Annotated in this window: 17 protein-coding genes; 8 read left to right on the top strand and 9 right to left on the bottom strand. The window is 53.0% G+C overall.

The genetic code is table 11. The features are described 5' to 3' along the window. Position 1 precedes the first annotated feature (1 nt). Genes idi through SFC07_RS00855 form a run of 4 tightly spaced genes read right to left on the bottom strand, consistent with a single transcriptional unit; the run spans position 2 to position 3,457 of the window. Positions 2 to 568: an isopentenyl-diphosphate Delta-isomerase gene (gene idi, locus SFC07_RS00870; RefSeq protein ID WP_411206342.1), complete on the bottom strand. Its 567-nt coding sequence runs from the start codon at positions 566 to 568 to the stop codon at positions 2 to 4. A 27-nt stretch (positions 569 to 595) separates the two neighbouring features. Then, on the bottom strand, positions 596 to 2,266 hold the full coding sequence (locus SFC07_RS00865; RefSeq protein WP_411206341.1) for a hypothetical protein: 1,671 nt from the start codon (positions 2,264 to 2,266) through the stop codon (positions 596 to 598). Next, a complete protein-coding gene (locus tag SFC07_RS00860; protein ID WP_411206340.1) occupies positions 2,263 to 2,880 on the bottom strand; it encodes a DUF3558 domain-containing protein in 618 nt (205 codons plus the stop codon). Before SFC07_RS00860 ends, SFC07_RS00865 begins: the two co-directional genes overlap by 4 nt. Positions 2,881 to 2,932: 52 nt before the next feature. Next, on the bottom strand, positions 2,933 to 3,457 hold the full coding sequence (locus SFC07_RS00855; RefSeq protein ID WP_411206339.1) for a hypothetical protein: 525 nt from the start codon (positions 3,455 to 3,457) through the stop codon (positions 2,933 to 2,935). Positions 3,458 to 3,510: 53 nt separating this feature from the next. Here SFC07_RS00855 and SFC07_RS00850 point away from each other — a divergent pair, with 53 nt between their 5' ends. From SFC07_RS00850 to SFC07_RS00840, 3 genes are read left to right on the top strand one after another with little or no spacing between them, the layout of a single operon-like run. Beyond that, positions 3,511 to 4,617: a MalY/PatB family protein gene (locus SFC07_RS00850; protein WP_411206338.1), complete on the top strand. Its 1,107-nt coding sequence runs from the start codon at positions 3,511 to 3,513 to the stop codon at positions 4,615 to 4,617. Further along, the gene (gene brnQ / locus SFC07_RS00845; protein WP_411206337.1) at positions 4,618 to 5,898 is read left to right on the top strand and encodes a branched-chain amino acid transport system II carrier protein; all 1,281 of its coding nucleotides are present in this window, start codon (positions 4,618 to 4,620) and stop codon (positions 5,896 to 5,898) included. Between the two features lie 11 nt (positions 5,899 to 5,909). Continuing rightward, complete coding sequence (locus SFC07_RS00840) at positions 5,910 to 6,887, top strand: LLM class flavin-dependent oxidoreductase (protein ID WP_411206336.1); 978 nt, start codon at positions 5,910 to 5,912, stop codon at positions 6,885 to 6,887. A gap of 71 nt (positions 6,888 to 6,958) precedes the next feature. On the opposite strand, the gene SFC07_RS00835 is transcribed toward SFC07_RS00840, so the two are convergent. Together SFC07_RS00835 and SFC07_RS00830 are read right to left on the bottom strand one after the other, a co-directional pair. After that, complete coding sequence (locus SFC07_RS00835; protein ID WP_411206335.1) at positions 6,959 to 7,477, bottom strand: hypothetical protein; 519 nt, start codon at positions 7,475 to 7,477, stop codon at positions 6,959 to 6,961. Positions 7,478 to 7,488: 11 nt separating this feature from the next. Next, on the bottom strand, positions 7,489 to 8,424 hold the full coding sequence (locus tag SFC07_RS00830; RefSeq protein WP_411206334.1) for an AEC family transporter: 936 nt from the start codon (positions 8,422 to 8,424) through the stop codon (positions 7,489 to 7,491). 103 nt (positions 8,425 to 8,527) lie between these two features. On the opposite strand from SFC07_RS00830, the gene SFC07_RS00825 reads away from it, so the two are divergent. From SFC07_RS00825 to SFC07_RS00810, 4 genes are read left to right on the top strand one after another with little or no spacing between them, the layout of a single operon-like run. After that, complete coding sequence (locus SFC07_RS00825; protein ID WP_411206333.1) at positions 8,528 to 10,021, top strand: ABC transporter substrate-binding protein; 1,494 nt, start codon at positions 8,528 to 8,530, stop codon at positions 10,019 to 10,021. Continuing rightward, positions 10,018 to 11,007, top strand: coding sequence for an ABC transporter permease (locus SFC07_RS00820; RefSeq protein ID WP_411206332.1), 990 nt, complete (start codon positions 10,018 to 10,020; stop codon positions 11,005 to 11,007). Before SFC07_RS00825 ends, SFC07_RS00820 begins: the two co-directional genes overlap by 4 nt. A gap of 13 nt (positions 11,008 to 11,020) precedes the next feature. Next, on the top strand, positions 11,021 to 11,848 hold the full coding sequence (locus tag SFC07_RS00815; protein WP_411206331.1) for an ABC transporter permease: 828 nt from the start codon (positions 11,021 to 11,023) through the stop codon (positions 11,846 to 11,848). Continuing rightward, a complete protein-coding gene (locus tag SFC07_RS00810; protein ID WP_411206330.1) occupies positions 11,799 to 13,277 on the top strand; it encodes an ATP-binding cassette domain-containing protein in 1,479 nt (492 codons plus the stop codon). The genes SFC07_RS00815 and SFC07_RS00810 overlap by 50 nt, the downstream gene beginning before the upstream one ends. 4 nt (positions 13,278 to 13,281) lie before the next feature. On the opposite strand, the gene thpR is transcribed toward SFC07_RS00810, so the two are convergent. Together thpR and SFC07_RS00800 are read right to left on the bottom strand one after the other, a co-directional pair. Beyond that, positions 13,282 to 13,833: an RNA 2',3'-cyclic phosphodiesterase gene (thpR, locus tag SFC07_RS00805; RefSeq protein WP_411206329.1), complete on the bottom strand. Its 552-nt coding sequence runs from the start codon at positions 13,831 to 13,833 to the stop codon at positions 13,282 to 13,284. Between the two features lie 450 nt (positions 13,834 to 14,283). Beyond that, positions 14,284 to 15,279, bottom strand: coding sequence for a bile acid:sodium symporter family protein (locus SFC07_RS00800; protein ID WP_411206328.1), 996 nt, complete (start codon positions 15,277 to 15,279; stop codon positions 14,284 to 14,286). Positions 15,280 to 15,430: 151 nt separating this feature from the next. On the opposite strand from SFC07_RS00800, the gene SFC07_RS00795 reads away from it, so the two are divergent. Beyond that, a complete protein-coding gene (locus SFC07_RS00795) occupies positions 15,431 to 16,198 on the top strand; it encodes a D-hexose-6-phosphate mutarotase (RefSeq protein WP_411206327.1) in 768 nt (255 codons plus the stop codon). Here the strand turns inward: SFC07_RS00795 and glcB are convergent. Further along, positions 16,195 to 18,408, bottom strand: coding sequence for a malate synthase G (gene glcB / locus SFC07_RS00790; protein WP_411206326.1), 2,214 nt, complete (start codon positions 18,406 to 18,408; stop codon positions 16,195 to 16,197). The two genes, SFC07_RS00795 and glcB, sit on opposite strands and share 4 nt — an antisense overlap. Positions 18,409 to 18,527: the final 119 nt, after the last annotated feature.

The raw sequence follows: 18,527 nt of genomic DNA, 5'->3' as shown, positions 1-18,527 counted from the left end.
CTTAGAGATCAAAAGCTTCCAAAATTGCCTGACGCAGTTCTGGATGGCTGAGCTGATCCACCATCCAGGGTGAGAACGCAAACGGTGCAGCATCCACGGCGTCGAAAAGCTTTTGGGGCTCAACCCACACGAACTCCTCAACCTCGGCAGCAACCGGCTCAACATGCTCGCCGATGGCGAGCCTGACCAGGTGGACTGGGCAAATTTCCCACTCCACGATGCCGGTGGCGTCGACGGCGCGGTACTGATAATCGCCAAGGATTTCCTCGATGTCCAGGAAGGAGTCCTCCTGCAAGTTCAATTCCTGCGTACCGCGGCGTCGAATAGCGTCCGCGTTGGTCTCATCTGGAGCCGGGTGGCCACACATGGAGTTGGTCCACACGCCTGGCCAGGTCTTTTTACCCAGCGCACGGCGGGTAATCAGCAGTTCTCCACGGGGGTTGAGAATGTAGGTGGAAAACGCAAAGTGGAGGGGCGTGTCTTTGGTGTGCACGGTGTCCTTCGGCGCAGTGCCGATAGCATTGCCCTCGGAATCGGCCAGTACAACTAGTTCAACCTCAGTAGTCATGCCCTCCACCTTAGCCAACTTCCCCTGTTAACCCCGCACCCAGTCTCCAATCACACCAGGAATCACCGGCCCGCGATCACCCAGCAACGCCGCAATATTCCGATCCTCTTCCACCGCGGACGTCACCGATTTCACCTTGCCGGTATTCTTCTGCCCACCCGCCGGTGCGCCCATGGGCATCATCGGCATCATGCCACGCCCCATTGTGCTTTGCGACGCCTTCCCGCTTCCCGTTCCCGGCGCGTTGAGTGCATTGCTGCCATGCGCGCTAGACCCCACAACCGGGCTGGTTTGCGGCTTGGACTGCAGCCGGGATTGACCGGTGGTGCCTGCGCCACCACCAAGGCCTGCCCCGCCCATCATCGGTGCCATTCCACTACCCATTGCTGATGCGCTTTGGGTTCTGGAAGTCATTCCAGGTTCTGCTTTCATTCCAGAACCAGCGGGATTTAGACGGTTTGTTTGGGAGGTGGAACCGAGGGCATGTTTACCGGTTCCACTTCCCATAAGCCCGGTGGCACCAGGGATAACACTCATGCTGCTAGGTGCACCACTTGTGCCCGAGCCATTCCCTAAGCCTGCACCAACTGAGGTTGTTGCAGGAAGTGTTCCTGTTGCGCCGATTCCCCCGGTTGAAGCTGTCATGGTGGAAGCATCGCCGATCTCTAGACCTTCGACATTTTCTGACACAGTGCCAAAGCTGCCCGCGCCAACCTGAGAGGCTGCCCCCACAGCACTTCCCAGATTTTGCAGTCCAGCTGGGGTTAGCCCCGCTGCGCTCCAAGCCTGACCACTGCCGGAGATTTCTTCCATCCCCAAGGCGATTTCTCCAGCGGTGCCATCAGCATGGGTAATTTGCATGAGGTTATTTAATGGCGGAATTCCCGACATCACATCTGCTTGAAAAGTGCCATGGAAAGAAGCCAGGAATGCTCTTTCCGCTGCAGCCCTTTCGATTGGTTCCGGGATCATGTTGATTGATAATGCAGCCATCATCACCTGCATTCGATGGCCGGTGTAGATGCGGTTGAGTGTGCCTACCGACGATGCCATCACACGAGCATTGGCTGCAAAAGTAGCCCCCGCATTGGCAACCTCTGCAATATTCTTGGCTGCTTGTTCAAAGGTCTCGCCCGAGTTTTCCTCATGCAATTGCCGAGCAATGCTGGTGAGCGCAGCAGAAACATCACTAATAGCCGACGCCATGGAGTTCCATGAACCCTGCGCCTCCAGAACCGCCCCCGAGTTGGTTCCGGAAAATTGGCTACTCAAAGAGTTGATCGATGTTGCTGGCCGCACCACCGGCGGACTAAAAACAAATGATTCAAAGCGTGGTGCAGGCCGTTGCGGGAAGAGCACTGACTCCTCCGCTACTCGACCACCGGTATCAGCAATGTCCATCCCCCTGGCAAAAAGTTCATCCTGCCCGGACAACGCCTCAACTGATGCTTTAAGTGCAGCCCGCAGCCATTCGATTTGTTCTGCGTAGGATGCGAGAACTGATTGAGAAGACCCCACTCCCGAAGTAAAAACTGCGGAATGGTTTGATCCCAATTGATCGAGACCAGAAACAGTCGAAAATAAACTCAGCAAACCTCCCCGCGATGATAACTGCGAAGCTGAAATAGCCTCGTGTTGTTGTTCAATGAGTTTATCGATGGCGCTATTTACGCTTAATAAATTGATCTTCAGGTTCATGAAGAATCCTTCGCTCCCAAGATTAGTTCTTCCAATATCCTCACTGCTTCCGCACATAGGACATTCGGTTCCCAACCGGAACCTACTTCGTAGTAATCGACTACAAATCTGCCCCAGTCATAATCAACCGCGGCTTCACATTGTCTGGCTTGAGATGGCATTTTGTGAATATAAAGTTCAGGAACTCGGGATCCATCCCAATCGACGGGATCAAGGCCTTCTTCTTGAACTCGTTCCCGATCAATTTGATCCGTAGCGACCAAGAACACTCCTTTGAATTTTTCAAAGTCATTGGAGGCAAAGCTGCATCCCAAAGACCCAAAATTCATGTCTGCAGACGTTGCAATTTGTTTTCCCAGACCCAGATTCGTGAAATCCTCATCGCTGAACACCTCGCAGGGATCAAATTGGCTGGCGAAGATTCCTTCTTCGGTTTGAAACGTCGTCGATATTTCAGTTGTACTCTGGCTTTCGGTGACTGTGACAGTCGTCGAAACGCTTTCCCCCGTGGCACAACCGGAAAGGACACACGCCGTCATGCAAAGAACCAACCAGGCCCGCCGCATAGAAAACCCCGAATCTTTGTAGTCGAAATGAATGCCTTGGAAAGGCACTCACTAGGGTTAGACTGCGAAAGATCCGGGGAGGTTCCCTGAGTTTTAAAAATTATCCAAGATTGTTCAAATTGCCACTATAAATGACATTTCCGATCTTGAATTCTGCTGACCATAAAGAGCTATTCGACGTATTAAAGGCGTACTGCAGGTTGGTGGTTGCACCGGCGCCTAGTGGGAGATCTAAAGGAATATTGTCATCGCCTGTAAGCGGTTCAATATCTGTCTTGTTGCCATTGGAATCCTCAAGCTGCAAAGTCGGCGCAGCAAGAGCATCTACCGGAAGAGGTGCGTCGTTAAGGTTTTTAATTGCTACATAAATAATGGAGCCGCCGTTTGTTCCATAACCGGTGCCCTGAAAGATCACTTCTAGGTGGAGACCTGGATCTTCCATAACTTCTTCACCGGTGGGAGCGGTAACAGGCTCAACTTCTTCTGCCTGAAATACGGGAGTTGAAGAGGTGGTTACTTCGATAGATTCAGTAGGTGTAACGCCTGCTTCAGTATCGCCATTTTCGCTGGAACAGCCTGCAAGAAGAGCAACTGCAAGTAGCGCGGGAATCGTCCTCAACTTCACGTCGGGCTCCTTCGTAATCATAGGTTCTCTAAAAGTTTACTAGCCTAGATGGTATGCGCTTTCCAGAACTCCAAGAACTTAAAAACCGCCAAACTTTGAAATGGACTCGATATTCGCCCGATGTCCTCCCCCTGTGGGTCGCTGAAAGTGATTTTGGAACCTGTCCTCCGCTAAAAGAAGCACTTGCAGACGCAGTTGAACGCGAAGTTTTCGGTTACCCACCAGATCACACGGGCCTCAATGATGCACTCGCAAGATTCTATGAGCGCCGCTATGGTTTTGGCCCAAAGCCAGAAAATATCTTTGCGATCCCTGATGTTGTTCGTGGTCTAAAGCTTGCCATCGAGCACTTCACCAAGCCGGGCTCTGCAATCATTGTTCCGCTTCCTGCCTACCCTCCTTTTATTGAGTTGCCTAAGGTTACTGGCCGTCAAGCAATCTACATTGATGCTCATAAGTACGATCTCAAGGAAATCGAACAAGCCTTTGCTGATGGTGCAGGCTCCATCTTGTTCTGTAATCCTCACAACCCGGTTGGCACTGTCTTTTCTGAAGGCTTCATCCTTCAGCTCACCGACCTGGCAGCGAAGTACGACGCGCGCGTCATCGTTGATGAAATCCACGCTCCCCTGGTTCTAGATGGTGAGCATGTCGTTGCTGCTGGTGTATCTGAGAATGCAGCCAAGGTGTGCATCACGATCACCGCAACTTCCAAAGCTTGGAATACCGCTGGCCTTAAATGTGCACAGATCTTCTTCACCAATGATGAAGATGTCCAGGCATGGAAGAGATTGTCCGATATCACTCGTGACGGTGTTTCCATTTTGGGTCTCATCGCTGCGGAAACTGTGTACAACAAGGGCGAGGAATTTTTGGACGAAGAGCTGGAGATTCTCCACTCGAACCGTGACTTTGCAGCTGCTGAATTAGAGAAGTTGGGAGTTAAAGTTTTTGCTCCTGCAGCCACCTACTTGATGTGGCTAGATTTCTCGGACACCAAGATCGCTGCATCGCCTTCTAAAATTTTAAGGGAGCAAGGTAAGGTCATGCTGAATGATGGCGCAGCGTTTGGAGGTTTCAAATCCTGCGCCCGCCTTAATTTTGCATGTTCCCGAGAAACCCTTGAGGAGGGGCTGCGCCGAATCGCCAGCGTCCTATAAATGAAAAAAGCTGTCCTTATCACTTCTTTGATGTTGTTTTCCATGTTCTTCGGAGCTGGAAATCTCATCTTCCCACCTATGCTCGGCCAATCGGCAGGCACTAACTATTTGCCTGCGATCCTGGGCTTCTTGGCCACTGGAGTTCTTTTCCCTGTTTTAGGAATCATTGCTGTGGTGGTCTCGGGAGAAAATGTTAAGGACATGGCTGGCCGCGGTGGCAAAATCTTTGGGTTATTGTTCCCTATTGCTGCTTATCTCTCCATTGGTGCCTTCTACGCTTTACCCCGAACGGGAGCGGTGAGTTATGCCACGGCGGTCGGCGTCGATAATGCGCTTTATTCAGGTATTTTTAACTTCATTTTCTTTGCCGTCGCGCTTGCATTGTCATGGAATCCCAATGGTCTAGCCGATAAGCTCGGCAAGTGGCTTACCCCGATGTTGCTCCTGCTCATTGTGGTTTTGGTGACCTTGTCGATGTTGACGCTGCATGGTACTCCGGGTGAACCTACTGAGGCTTATGCCACCCAGCCTGCTGGTGTAGGACTGCTTGAGGGCTACATGACAATGGATACCATCGCTGCGCTGGCCTTTGGCATTGTGGTGATTTCTGCCTTTAAGTACCAGAAGGTAAAGAAGGTTCGTACCGCGACTGTGATTTCTGCGTTTATAGCCGGTGCTTTGCTGGCAGCGGTCTACCTTGGTCTGGGCCAAATTGGCCAGGTTATTGAAGGCGATTTTGCCAATGGCTCCGGGATTCTTAATTCCGCAGCTCACGCAACCATGGGCACGCCTGGCCGAATCATTTTTGTTGCCATCCTTATTCTCGCGTGTATGACCACTGCAGTTGGACTAATCGGTGCAACGTCTGAGTTCTTTAATTCCCTGCTGCCTGGAATTAGTTATCACATCTGGGCTGTGGTTTTTGCACTGATTTCTTTTGGTGTCGCAACCCTGGGTCTAGAAACTGTGCTGGCAATTGCTGCGCCAGTGATCGGCTTTATTTACCCAGCCGCCATCACCTTGGTGTTCCTCACCCTGATCGAGCCAGTGCTCTTCCGCTTTAATTGGACTTTCCTGCTGGGCATTTGGGTATCAGTTATTTGGGCGCTGTTTATGACGGTTCCAGCGCTGACCCCTTATGTAGAGTGGGCGCCATTGCACAGCATGTCTCTGGGCTGGGTTGTTCCAGTTCTGGTTGCTTCCGTAATCGGAATGGTTATTGATGGGAACAAAAAGCTAAGCCCACGGGTTGAAAAGAAAGCTGCTGTAGTCGCTTCCTAAGGAGAATTTAGATGTCTATCCCACTTTCACTGATTGATTTTGCCACCATTTTCGAAGGTGAAAGGCCTGGTGATAGCTTCAAGCGCTCCGTTAAAATGGCTCAAAAAGCTGAAGAGCTGGGCTTCAAGCGCATCTGGTATGCAGAACACCACAATATGGAGCACATCTCGTCTGCTGCTCCTGCCGTGTTGATTTCTCATATCGGTGCGCACACCAAGACCATTCGTCTGGGTGCTGGTGGCGTAATGCTGCCCAACCACTCCCCTTATGTGATTGCGGAGCAGTTTGGTACCTTAGCTGAGCTTTATCCTGATCGTATTGATCTGGGACTAGGCCGTGCTCCCGGTACTGATATGAACACCCTGCGTGCGTTGCGCCGTGATCCACAGGCGGCGGAGACCTTCCCGCAGGATGTGGTGGAGCTGCATTCCTACCTCACTGGCCGTTCCCGTTTGCCAGGTGTTAATGCCATCCCAGGCAAGGGCACCAACGTTCCGCTCTACATCTTGGGCTCCTCTCTCTTCGGCGCCCAGCTGGCCGCACAGCTTGGACTGCCTTATTCCTTTGCTTCCCACTTTGCGCCCATGCATTTGGAGCACGCCGTGGAGACTTACCGCAAGACTTACCAGCCTTCTGAAGCTCACCCTGAGCCTTATGTAATTGCCGCCGTAAACGTCACCGCTGCTGATTCCCGCGAGCTTGCTGAGGAACACTTCGCGCAGGTCGCCCGCAAGCGTGTGCGTGCGATGGCAGCCCGCGGACGTCGCATCACCGAAGAGCAGTTGGATGCTTTGATGGAGTCCCCTGCTGGCCGTCAGATTGTGGACATGTTGCGCTACACCGCCATTGGTACCGGCGCAGAGGTGAAGGAGTACCTCGAGGGCTTCACCAAGACTGCGCAGGCAGATGAGCTCATGATCTCTTTGCAGTCCCCAGATACCGAGGCCACCGCTCGCAATATGGAGATCCTCGCTGAAGCTTGGATTTAAGTTTTATGGAAACAGACCCCCAGTGCCCTCCCTAATAAGGGTGGGCACTGGGGTTTCGTCGATAAGCGGCGCTAGGTGAGCCGCCCTAAACGGTCAACCTCAAGCGCAGGGTGATCCTCCAACAAAAACTCAACCACCTCAAAAGGTTGAGGATCCGCGCCTTCTGGAAAAGCCACCACATATGGCTTGATGGACGCCACGCCATCGCGCTCCACGCGCTCACCAATATGCGCCGGCAAAAACGCCGCATAGGACCCCCGAATATCGGACCACAATTGCACGCGCGCCAGCTCTGATACCGGAAAATGCACCCCGGTATGCACGATGTTAATAAAATCATCAACCACCAACACCGCTTTTCGACGTCGCAACCACACAGCACACATCGAAAGCAGTGCGGCTAAAACGCCGCAGCCCGGCGCGGCGGCAGCAATTGCATAAAGAGTGCGCCAGGTTCCGGTGGCGTCATTCCACGCAACCATAAAGTAAATCAAAAAAGGCAGGCAGATCAGCACGAACACGACACAGATCATCATCGCTTTGGAAGTCACCAGCGCGGGGATGCCGGTTCGAACTTTAACTGCACTCATGAGACCTAATGCTAACCTGCCCCGCCCAGGATCAATGAGATAGCCACCAAAACTGGGAAAGAAATCAGCGTGGACACTACCCCGGTATCGCGCGCCATCACCTCCGCAGTCCTAAACCTCAAGGCATAGGTATAAACATTTTGGGCGGTGGGCAGGGCTCCCAAAATGGTGGCAGCCAACAAGGCCGAACCTTCCATTCCTAAAGACCACGCCAGACCTGCTGCGACAAGGGGGTGAATGAAATTCTTAAACCCTACTGCCATGAACACATCGCGACGCGCCACCTGCCCCTTTTGCAAAATCCTGCTGTGCGAAAGCGACAATCCAAAAACTACCAAGGCCAGTGGCACTGAGGCATTGGCCAACATGGCGATGGGCTGTTCAATAAATCCTGGCACATTAAGTGGGCTCAGCGAGATCGCAATACCAGCAATTGCCGCCAACACCATGGTGTTGGTCAGCGGTGTAACCACAAGGTTGCGCACCAAATTGGTGGACTTCTTGTTGGTCAAAAGATCCAGCATGGTCGTAGTTACCGGCGCATAAAAAGCCACCTGGAAAAGGATGACGGGCACCACCACGGTGAAATCATCCAAAATATAGGCAGCCAGCGGAATGCCCAGATTTCCGGCATTGGCATATGAGGCTGCCAGCATGCCGACAATGGATACAGCAGCACTCCTTTTGAGGAAAAACTTCATGACTATAAAGAAGGCAAAACCAACCAACAGTGCTGAAAGTGCAATAACGACCAGGTTTAATGAGAAGATCTGTGAGACCTCCGCCTTGGTGACACGATCAAAAAGCAGGGCTGGGGTGGCCACATAATAAACAAAAAGGCCGAGGCTTCTTTGAGCATCTTTGCCCAAGGTTCCACGACGTCCCAGCACCACACCCACACCGATAACGATGAAGACCACCGTAAAGCCCATTAGCACCTGTTGCATGCTCGTTATTGTGCCACGCTGCAGTTCCGGTGCAGCTGCTGGGCTCCCCCAAGGCGGCCTCACATTTAGTGTCCTTTAGTTTCAACGACTAACCTCAGTTCTCATGAAGCAAGCGAGACGCATCCTGTCTGCGTTGGCACTTTCGAGCATCTTCTTAAGTGCATGTTCAGCAGGATCAACCTCCTATCAACAGCCCCCGGCCGTTGATCAATCAGCCATTGTGGTGGCCACAACTTCAGCACCTGCATCCCTCGACTTCACCAACACTGCAGGTGCTGCCATTCCCCAAGCCCTCATGTCCAATATCTATGAGGGCCTCGTTCGCATTGATTCCGCAGGCGAGATTCAACCGCTGCTTGCCACCTCCTGGGATATTTCTGCTGACCGCACGGAATACACCTTCCACCTGCGCGAAGGTGTGAGCTTTTCTGATTCTTCCCCATTTAATGCGGAATCTGCCAAGTTTTCCATTGATCGCGTAAAAACCGACTGGACTAATGGACTGAAATCCGGCATGGATGTGGTGGCCTCCACTGAAGTGCTTGATGAGCACACTTTGAAGGTGACATTATCCAAGCCCTCTAATAAATGGTTGTGGAGTATGGGCACTGCTATTGGAGCGATGATGACACAGTCCGGCGTCGACAAGCTTGCCACTGTGCCTATTGGTACCGGCCCGTACACGGTGACCCACTGGGCGGTCGGCCAGTCTTTGGGTTTTAGCGCGCGCGCCGATTATTGGGGCGAGCGGCCGGCAAATGATGCCGCGACCATCCGTTATTTTGGTGATGCCACGGCCACCACCAATGCGTTGCAAAGTGGCGATGTGGATATTATTTGGGCCATGCAAGCGCCCGAACAGCTATCAATTTTGGATGATTATCCCGTGGAAGTGGGCACCACCAATGGTGAATTATTGCTATCCATGAATAATCAACGTGCGCCTTTTAATGATGTGCGGGTGCGTCAAGCAGTGATGTATGCAATCGACCGCGAGGCTGTTATTAATACAGCCCTGGAGGGTTATGGCACCGATACCGGCGGGGTTCCCGTCCCGCCGACCGACCCTTGGTATGAAAAATCATCCCAGTATCCTTATGATCCGGAGAAGGCGCGCGAGCTTTTGGCGGAGGCCGGAGCTACCGAAGCGGAAATTACCCTGTCTATTCCTTCACTCCCCTATGCCCAAGCTGTGTCCGAGATCCTCTATTCCCAGCTCAAGGATGTGGGATTTGAACCGCATATTGAGTCCACGGAATTTCCGGCGGTATGGCTTTCACAAGTGTTAAAGCAAAAGGATTATGACATGTCGCTTATTGCGCATGTGGAACCGCGCGATGTGCCCACCCTTTTTGCGCCTGGTTACTACCTGGGATTTGATGATCCCCAAACCCAGGAACTGCTGGCACAGGCCGACACTTCTGCGGACGAGGTGGGTGTTATGAAAGCTGCGGTTGACCGGATTATGGATCAAGCTGGCGCAGATACCCTGCTCAACGTGGCAAATATTGTGGTGATGGATAAGGACATCACCGGAGTTGATCCCAATGTGGTCTCCGGTGCGCTGACGCTGTCCACGATTGGAAGGGCGCAATGACTTCTCTCAGCTCCGGTGCTGGCCGTGGCTCCAGCTCGGCTTCCGGCCTCAAAACCTTCGGGCTGACCGCACTGCGTTATCTGCTCACCATGGTCGTCGCCAGTGTGCTCATCTTTTTGCTGATGCGCGTAGTACCTGGCGATCCAGCCGCCATCGCACTAGGCGTTACCGCCACCCCAGAAAGTTTGGCTGCACTCCAAGCCCAATTGGGCACCGATCAGCCCTTGATCACCCAATATTTCAGCTGGGTTTCGGGAATGCTCGCGGGCAACTTTGGTACCTCTTTAAGTTCTGGCCAAGATACCTCACCGATTATTTTGGACCGCCTTGCTGTGAGCCTCATCTTGGTGGGTTCTTCCATGGTGCTCAGCTTGATCATCGCTGTTCCAGTGGGTGTTATTGCAGCTAGACGCGGAGGCGCACTGATTTCTGGATTAAGCCAAATCGGCATTGCCATCCCCAGTTTTTTGGCAGGCATTGTGCTCATTTCCTTTTTCTCCCTGGGTTTGGGCTGGGTTCCGGCCAATGGCTGGGTGCCACCCAATGAAGATTTTGGCGGTTTTCTCTCCCGCCTCATCCTGCCGGTGTTATCACTTTCTGCAGTTCAGGGCGCTATTCTCACCCGTTATGTGCGTTCAGCAGTAGTTGATGTTTTGAGCGAAAACTATATGCGCACCGCCCGTTCCAAAGGAATGTCACAAACCAGAGCGCTGCGGGTGCATGGCCTGCGCAATGCTGCGCTGCCGGTTCTAACCGTCACTGGCTTGCAGCTAACCACCCTGCTTATTGGTGCCGTGGTTATTGAAAAGGTCTTTGTTATCCCCGGCATTGGCTCCATGCTTTTGGAATCGGTGTCCAACCGAGACCTCATTACCGTGCAGTCCATTGTCATGCTCTTGGTGGCATTTACCCTGTTGGTCAACCTGGCAGTGGATCTGCTCTACCAAATCCTTGATCCCCGCATTAGCCTCCGGGCCAAGAACTAAGGAGGCCTTAAAGATGACTCTTTCTAAAATGCCTCTGGCAGGCAAAATCGGTGGCAGCATTGTGGCAATTGTGGTGCTCCTGGCACTCATTTCCCTGGTGTGGACTCCCTATGATCCTGTCCAAGCCTTCCCCGAGCAGCGCCTTGAGGGCAGTTCCTGGCAGCATCTTATGGGCACTGATCGTTATGGTCGCGATGTGTTTTCCCAGATCATGGCCGGTTCCCGCATTACCTTAATGGTCGGTGTGGTGGCAGTTGCTGTCTCCGGGCTGCTGGGCACACCTCTAGGAATTATCGCTGGTATGCGCGGTGGCTGGTGGGAGGCCCTGATTATGCGCGGAGCTGACCTTTTGCTTGCCTTCCCAGCGCTGCTGCTGGCGATTGTCTCCGGCGCAGTCTTTGGTGCTTCCACCTGGTCTGCAATGTTAGCAATTGGCATTGCAGGCATTCCCAGCTTTGCGCGCGTGGCACGCGCAGGCACCCTGCAAATAATGAGCCGTGACTACATTGCGGCGTCGAAAAGCGCTGGGGTAAAGGCCCTGGTCATAGCCTTAAGGCATGTGCTGCCCAATATTATGAGCATGCTCATCGTGCAGGCCTCGGTGGCGTTTGCGCTGGCGATTCTGGCGGAGGCGGCGCTGAGTTTTCTGGGGCTGGGCACTACCCCGCCCGATCCGAGCTGGGGCCGCATGCTGCAAAGTGCGCAGGCTTCCCTCGGCGTGACCCCGATGCTGGCAATCTGGCCCGGACTGGCGATTGCGCTGACGGTGCTGGGCTTTAATCTTTTTGGCGATGGTCTGCGCGACGCCATCGATCCACAACGGGAGGTCGGACGTGCTTAAAGTTAAAAACCTCACCATCGGGCCGGATTTGGTCAAAAATATCTCCTTCGACATCGCCCCCGGCGAGCGCCTCGGCCTCATCGGCGAATCCGGCTCCGGAAAATCGCTCACCGCGCTCACCATCATGGGCCTTGCCGACCTCCCCCACACCGGCACTACCACCCTCGACGGCGAACCCTCATGGACCCACCGCGGCAAGCGCATCGCCATGATCTTCCAAGAACCGATGACCGCCCTCAACCCGCTCATGCGCGTCGGCCGCCAAATCGCAGAGATCATGCAGGTGCATGGCGTGTCCAAAAAGCTTGCGCAGGAGCGCATGAAAAAGATGCTTCTCGACGTCGCCCTGCCCGAGCGGGTTGCGCGCGCCTATCCCCATGAGCTCTCCGGAGGTCAGCGTCAAAGAGCTCTCATTGCGATGGCCATGGCTAATGATCCAGAACTGCTTATTTGTGATGAGCCGACCACCGCTTTGGATGTGACCGTACAAAAACAAATTGTGCAGCTGCTGCTCAAACTCAGTGCGGAACGTGGCACCGCCTTGCTTTTTATTACCCATGACCTTGGCCTGGTTGCGCAGACCTGCGAAAGAGTCCTGGTGATGAAATCCGGCGAAATTGTCGAATCCGGACCTATTGCATCGGTATTGGAGCAGCCCGCCCACCCCTATACCCAGCGCCTTTTGGAAGCCTCCGTGCTGGACACTCCCGAGGTTGTGGAAAATTACGGCAAGCCGGTGGTGTCGGTTTCTTCCGTATCTCGGATGTACCGGAAGAACACTGCGCTTGATTGCGTCTCCTTGTCCGTGCGCAAGGGCGAAAGGCTGGGCATTGTGGGCGGCTCCGGCTCTGGTAAAACCACTCTGCTTAAACTCCTCGCCGGTCTAGATAAACCCAGCTCAGGCACTATTTCTGTGGAGGGCCGAACCCAAATGGTCTTCCAAGATCCACAGTCCAGCCTGGATCCGCGCATGAAAATCCGCTCCATTGTTGGCGAGACCCTCATCGGCTGGCCTGCTGCTGAAAAGGATGCACGAGTAGCCGAGGTCCTTAGCCAAGTTGGGCTAGGCAGCGACGCCCTGGATAAATATCCCCATGAATTTTCCGGTGGCCAGCGCCAACGCATTTCCATTGCGCGCGCCCTTGCCCCCAAGCCCGCCATTTTGCTTGCCGATGAACCCGTTTCCGCCCTTGATGTTTCCGTGCGCAAACAGGTCCTTGATTTGCTTTCCTCCTTGATCGAGGAATATGGCATCACCTTGGTATTTGTATCCCATGACCTCGCAGTGGTGCGCCATATTTGCACCAGCGTCATAGTGATGAACCAGGGCGAAATTATCGAGCGTGGCCGCGTGGACTTAGTCTATGAAAACCCGCAGGCCGACTATACAAAAGTGCTGCTAGAGGCAGTACCACGGCTTGAGCTTTAGGTGTCTAGACCAGCGCTGAGGACAAGCTCAGGGTAGCAATGGTGGTGTACAGTGGCCCACCACTTCTACCCTTGCCCGGCTCGGAGGAAATAAGTTCAATATCTTCCACAGGCCAATCCGGACCATCATAAACAGACAAAGCACGGACCAAATCCGGAATAACTGGATCCCAACCATTGCTTCTTTGGCGCTGCGTGGGCCGCGCCACCGTTAGATGAGCCCTTTGGCGTTTGCGTTCCTCCGGATCCAGCGAGGAATCGGCCATGAGCTGGCGCAACTTCTTAGTTTCCCCGCCTACACCCATCCACAGATTTTTGCGATTAAAGGAACCAGCGCCTTTGATCCTGATGGTGAATTCTTCATTGAGGCGGGCTACCTGACTCAGGTGTTCCACCAGGTCATCGACTGCTCCATCGGGCAATTCCCCATAAAAGGCCAGGGTGATATGCCAGTTATCGGGATCTGACCAGCGCAAATCATCCTTATAGGGGCGCAGGGCAGTAGCTAGATGCTCGGTAACCTCAACCGGCGGAGTGATGGCTGCGAACAATCTCATGCAGCCATCTTAGTCACCACTTCCCCACTTTTAGGAGGAAGTAATGTGCAAAAGAATGTCAGTGGAAAGAATTCTCTCCTCTGACACTTCAAAAACTTGGTTGAGGTACTCAACCTGAGCATCAAATTCATGTGCATTCATCATTGCTGACTATCATAGACCTCCCCCAGCCCGAATACACGTCCACCGACACCAAAACTGTGCCAGAACCTACAAAAAGTTACTGCACATGTTCTACCTTGTAGATTCTGGCACGAAAAAGGGTGCTATATTGTGCCAGAACCTACAGAACACACATTCCCATAGTAGTTTTTGCAGAATCTGGCACACTTTGTGAATAGAATCCCCAAAAGGGCGAAAAAGTCGAGGCTCTAGAATCGATTCTGAGCCTCCAACAATACGCCCTAAAGGGTAAAACTCATAGCACTATGTTCGACCCTGGAAATCGGATTAGTTAGCGATAGTCGCTTTCTCCCCTGCGGACGCCTTTTCAAGCGAACGATTTCGCATCAAAGCCACATAAACAGCACCAGTAATATTGTGAACCACTGCTGCCACTGCACCGGGAAGCGCTGCCTCTGGAGAGAAGAAGCGACCGGCCATTCCTGAAGAGAGACCTGCAGATTGGGTACCAATTTCAATAGCCATGGTGCGATTAACGGCCTCTGGGAATTTAAATAGACGACCGGTGAGATAGCCCAACACATAGCCCAAAACATTGTGCAAGATCACCGCTAGAAAAACGATCAATCCAACATTTAGCAAGCGTTCGGCGTTGGCAGCAACCGCGCCAAAAACAACTCCTCCGATGCCAAGAATGGATAGATAAGGTAGTACCGGCAGAATTTTATCAATCCACTTATTGAGGAAAACTCGCAGAAAAAGGCCAATGATCACCGGAAGGAGCACTGTCTGAACCAGACTCCAGGCCATTCCCCAGCCATCAACTGCAGTTTCAGTTCCCGCCAGCATGAGCATCAAAAATGGAGTCATAATAGGCGAAACAATGGTGGAAACCGAGGTCATGGTGACAGACAGCGCCACATCTCCACGCGCTAAAAAGGCAATAACATTTGATGAGGTACCACCTGGAACAGAACCCAGCATTAACAATCCCACTGCCAGTGCAGGATTAAGATTCAAGGCTTTCGCCACAAATACAGCCAATAAAGGCATGATCACAAACTGGGCGATTACGCCAATAATTACTGGAAGCGGCCTCTTAAGGACCATTTGAAAATCTGGCACTGTGAGTGTCAGACCCATGGTGAACATGATGATGGTGAGAAAGAGGTTGATATAGCTGGTCAGCGGCACAAATGGGGCTGGAAAAAGGAAAGCAATAATTGCACCAAGCAAAATAAAGGTCGGAAAGGCATAAACAATAATGGCTGCAGATCGGCCTTCTTGCTGCTCTTCTGGTGCACTTTCAATTGTTGAGGACACGGGGCAACTCCAAAAAATCAAGAAATATAGGGAGATAAGCCGTGCTTTGGGTGGGCACAGAAAATAGTTCACTGATGTGCGAACGCTCATATTCTATGCATATATGTTATCCCCGACATTTTCAGGGGTACTCAGCTTAGAATCAACAACTATGAATACCTATTTCTCAACCAGCAACCTAAAAATCTCCGCAGCTGGCGGCCATCTCACCTCCGCCAACTCCCCCAGCGGTGAACTTCTTTTCCTCAGCTCCGCCACCGAAGAAGGAGAAGGCAAGGCAATTCGCGGCGGTGTCCCGATTATCGCGCCGTATTTTGGCACCCTGCTAGGAATTGAACCTTCCCACGGCTGGGCCCGACGCTCCATCTGGGAAGTTACCCAAGCCGAAGCAGAAACCGAGAGCCTGCACGCCAGTATTTCCCGCGAAGGTCTCGCGCTCGACGTGCACGCCCAAGAACTTGACGATGGTTTTAGCATTTCTTTGCGCCTGACAAATACCACCGACGCCGTCGAAACTGTTCAACTTGCTTTCCACCCGTATTTCAAGGTGTCCAATATCGGTGACGCGCAGGTAGAGGGCTTTGACGGCGTGGAGGTTCTCGATCGCCTCACTGACACCACATCCACCCAGGTAGGCGCGATTACCTTCGATGGAGAATTTGATCGCATTGCTTTGGGTACGCCAACGGCAATTATTTCCGATGCTAAGCGCACCATTACGATCACCGCACAAGGCCATGATTCCACGGTGGTGTGGAATCCAGGCGAAGCACGTGCGGCGGAGCTTAAAGATCTAGGCGCTGGTGAATGGCAAGATTTTGTCTGCGTGGAACCAGCGCTGCTTGGTGCCGATCAGCAGGGAGTGAAGGTGGCTCCCCAGGAATCGGTCACCCTCGAGATGACGGTGCGCGCTAACTAGGCTTGGGCTTTGAACTGGCGGCGGCGTGCGTGCAGGATCGGCTCGGTGTATCCGGCCGGGGACTTTGTCCCCTCGAAGATTAGGTCGTGCGCCGCTTGGAAAGCCACGGAGTCATCAAAGTTGGGCGCCATGTTGCGGTAGAGCGGGTCCCCAGCGTTTTGCTTGTCGACGACAACCGCCATCCTTTGGAGGGCTTCCGTCACATCATTTTCAGAAACGATGCCGTGGCGGAGCCAGTTTGCGAGGATCTGCGAGGAAATACGCAGCGTCGCACGGTCTTCCATGAGGTCAATATTGTGAATATCTGGAACCTTGGAACATCCAACTCCGTGCTCGACCCAACGAACCACATAACCCAAAATGGACTGGCAGTTATTGTCCAGCTCTTCGCGCTTTTCTTCAGCACTCCACTCGGTGTTTGGTGCGAGCGGAATGGTGAGGATCTTGCGCAGGCTATCGCGTCGACCAGCTGAGCGCAGCTTTTCCTGCACCTTGAATACATCAACAAGGTGGTAGTGGGTGGCGTGCAAGGTCGCACCAGTTGGTGAAGGAACCCAAGCGGTATTAGCACCCTCGCGTGGCTGACCGATCTTCTTCTCCAGCATCTCGGCCATCTGCTCGGTCATTGCCCACATACCCTTACCAATTTGGGCCTTGCCCGGAAGTCCACGCTGAATACCAGCATCAACGTTATTGTCCTCATAGGCCTGCTTCCACGGTGCGCTCTGCATATCTGCCTTGCGAACCATTGCGCCGGCTTCCATGGAGGTGTGGATTTCATCGCCGGTACGGTCAAGGAATCCGGTGTTGATGAATGCTAGACGATCGGCAACCTCCATAATGCAGGCATCGAGGTTGACGGAGGTACGACGCTCCTCATCCATAACACCAACCTTGAGAGTGTGGCGTGGCAGGTCAAGCAGATCTTCAACACGGCCGAAGAGTTCATTGGTGAAGGCAACTTCTTCTGGGCCATGCTGCTTTGGCTTCACAATGTAGATGGAGCCCTTGCGGGAGTTGCGCTTCTTGTTCTGCGGTGCGATTCCTGGAATTGCGCAGACAGTGGTAAGTACTGCGTCCATGATGCCCTCGTAGATTTCCTCGCCATCAACCAAAATGGCAGGGGAAGTCATCAAGTGTCCAACATTGCGGACAAAGAGCAAAGAGCGGCCATGCAGTACTAGCTCGGTGCCATTGCGTCCGATATAAACACGGTCATCGTTGAGCTTGCGGGTGAACGTCTTGCCATTCTTGGTAATATCCTCGTGCAGCTCACCGGTGTTGAGGCCAAACCAGTTTTCATAGCCCAAGGTCTTATCATCGGCATCAACTGCTGCGACAGAATCCTCGAAGTCCATGATGGTGGTGATGGCGGATTCCAACACAATATCCTTGAGGCCGGTCTTATCGGACTGACCAATAGGGTGAGTTGGATCAATGTGCAGCTCGATGTGCAGGCCGTTGGTCTCCAACAAGATGGTGTGGGGATCCAGGAAGTTGCCATTGAAGCCACGGTAAGAATCGCGGTTCTTTAGACGGTAGGTGCTTTCACCAATATGAGCTGCCAGTTTGCCATCAGTGATGTTGTACTTTTCAACATCGGAGTGGGAGGCGCCATCGAGTGGAACAACCTTATCCAGGAAGTCACGGCCCCATTCAATAACCTTCTGACCGCGGATAGGGTTGTAGCCTTCTCCCCTTTCTGCACCTTCGGTATCGGGAATTGCGTTGGTGCCATAGAGCGCATCGTAGAGGGAACCCCAGCGTGCATTGGCGGCATTGAGGGCAAAACGAGCGTTGAGAATTGGCACAACCAGCTGTGGGCCGGCGGTGCTGGCGATTTCAGTATCAATGTTTTGGGTGCGGATTTCTGCCTGCGCTGGCTGCTCAACCAAGTATCCGATTTCCTTGAGGAATGCCTCATAGGCCTCTTGATCGATGTCACCTGGGTGTGCACGGTGGTAGTCATCAATTTTTTGTTGCAGTTCATCACGACGCTGCAGCAATTCGCGGTTACGCGGGGTCAGCTCGCGAACTAGATCGCCGAAGCCCTGCCAAAAACCCTCTGCCTCTACGCCCACGCGAGGAAGAACGGACTCAGTGACAAAGTCATAGAGCACCTGTGCCACTTGCATTCCACCGGCGTCGACGCGGACAGTGTTGTCGTTGTTCTTGGCTGCTTGAGCCAACAGCTGTTGCTGTGTAGCCATGGGGATCTCCTTTTTTAAAGCGTGGATTTCAAGATCAAAGTGTGGGGAGAAGCTCCGCCAAACCTCTTGTGGGTTTGTGCGTTGGGATCAGACTAAGTGATCGGGGTCACCTAGCCAAT

Source organism: Corynebacterium callunae, assembly GCF_046592015.1.
Classification (GTDB): Bacteria; Actinomycetota; Actinomycetes; order Mycobacteriales; family Mycobacteriaceae; genus Corynebacterium; species Corynebacterium callunae_A.
The sequence above is the reverse complement of the archived record's forward strand: the minus strand, read 5'-3'. Positions and strand labels throughout refer to the sequence as shown.

Excerpts from the sequence above, each read along its gene's own strand:
- glcB (WP_411206326.1), bottom strand. The coding sequence starts at position 18,408 with ATGGCTACACAGCAACAGCTGTTGGCTCAAGCAGCCAAGAACAACGAC.
- SFC07_RS00830 (WP_411206334.1), bottom strand. The coding sequence starts at position 8,424 with ATGCAACAGGTGCTAATGGGCTTTACGGTGGTCTTCATCGTTATCGGT.
- SFC07_RS00850 (WP_411206338.1), top strand. The coding sequence starts at position 3,511 with ATGCGCTTTCCAGAACTCCAAGAACTTAAAAACCGCCAAACTTTGAAA.
- SFC07_RS00865 (WP_411206341.1), bottom strand. The coding sequence starts at position 2,266 with ATGAACCTGAAGATCAATTTATTAAGCGTAAATAGCGCCATCGATAAA.
- SFC07_RS00840 (WP_411206336.1), top strand. The coding sequence starts at position 5,910 with ATGTCTATCCCACTTTCACTGATTGATTTTGCCACCATTTTCGAAGGT.
- SFC07_RS00815 (WP_411206331.1), top strand. The coding sequence starts at position 11,021 with ATGACTCTTTCTAAAATGCCTCTGGCAGGCAAAATCGGTGGCAGCATT.
- SFC07_RS00795 (WP_411206327.1), top strand. The coding sequence starts at position 15,431 with ATGAATACCTATTTCTCAACCAGCAACCTAAAAATCTCCGCAGCTGGC.
- thpR (WP_411206329.1), bottom strand. The coding sequence starts at position 13,833 with ATGAGATTGTTCGCAGCCATCACTCCGCCGGTTGAGGTTACCGAGCAT.
- SFC07_RS00810 (WP_411206330.1), top strand. The coding sequence starts at position 11,799 with ATGGTCTGCGCGACGCCATCGATCCACAACGGGAGGTCGGACGTGCTT.
- idi (WP_411206342.1), bottom strand. The coding sequence starts at position 568 with ATGACTACTGAGGTTGAACTAGTTGTACTGGCCGATTCCGAGGGCAAT.
- SFC07_RS00825 (WP_411206333.1), top strand. The coding sequence starts at position 8,528 with ATGAAGCAAGCGAGACGCATCCTGTCTGCGTTGGCACTTTCGAGCATC.
- brnQ (WP_411206337.1), top strand. The coding sequence starts at position 4,618 with ATGAAAAAAGCTGTCCTTATCACTTCTTTGATGTTGTTTTCCATGTTC.
- SFC07_RS00820 (WP_411206332.1), top strand. The coding sequence starts at position 10,018 with ATGACTTCTCTCAGCTCCGGTGCTGGCCGTGGCTCCAGCTCGGCTTCC.
- SFC07_RS00835 (WP_411206335.1), bottom strand. The coding sequence starts at position 7,477 with ATGAGTGCAGTTAAAGTTCGAACCGGCATCCCCGCGCTGGTGACTTCC.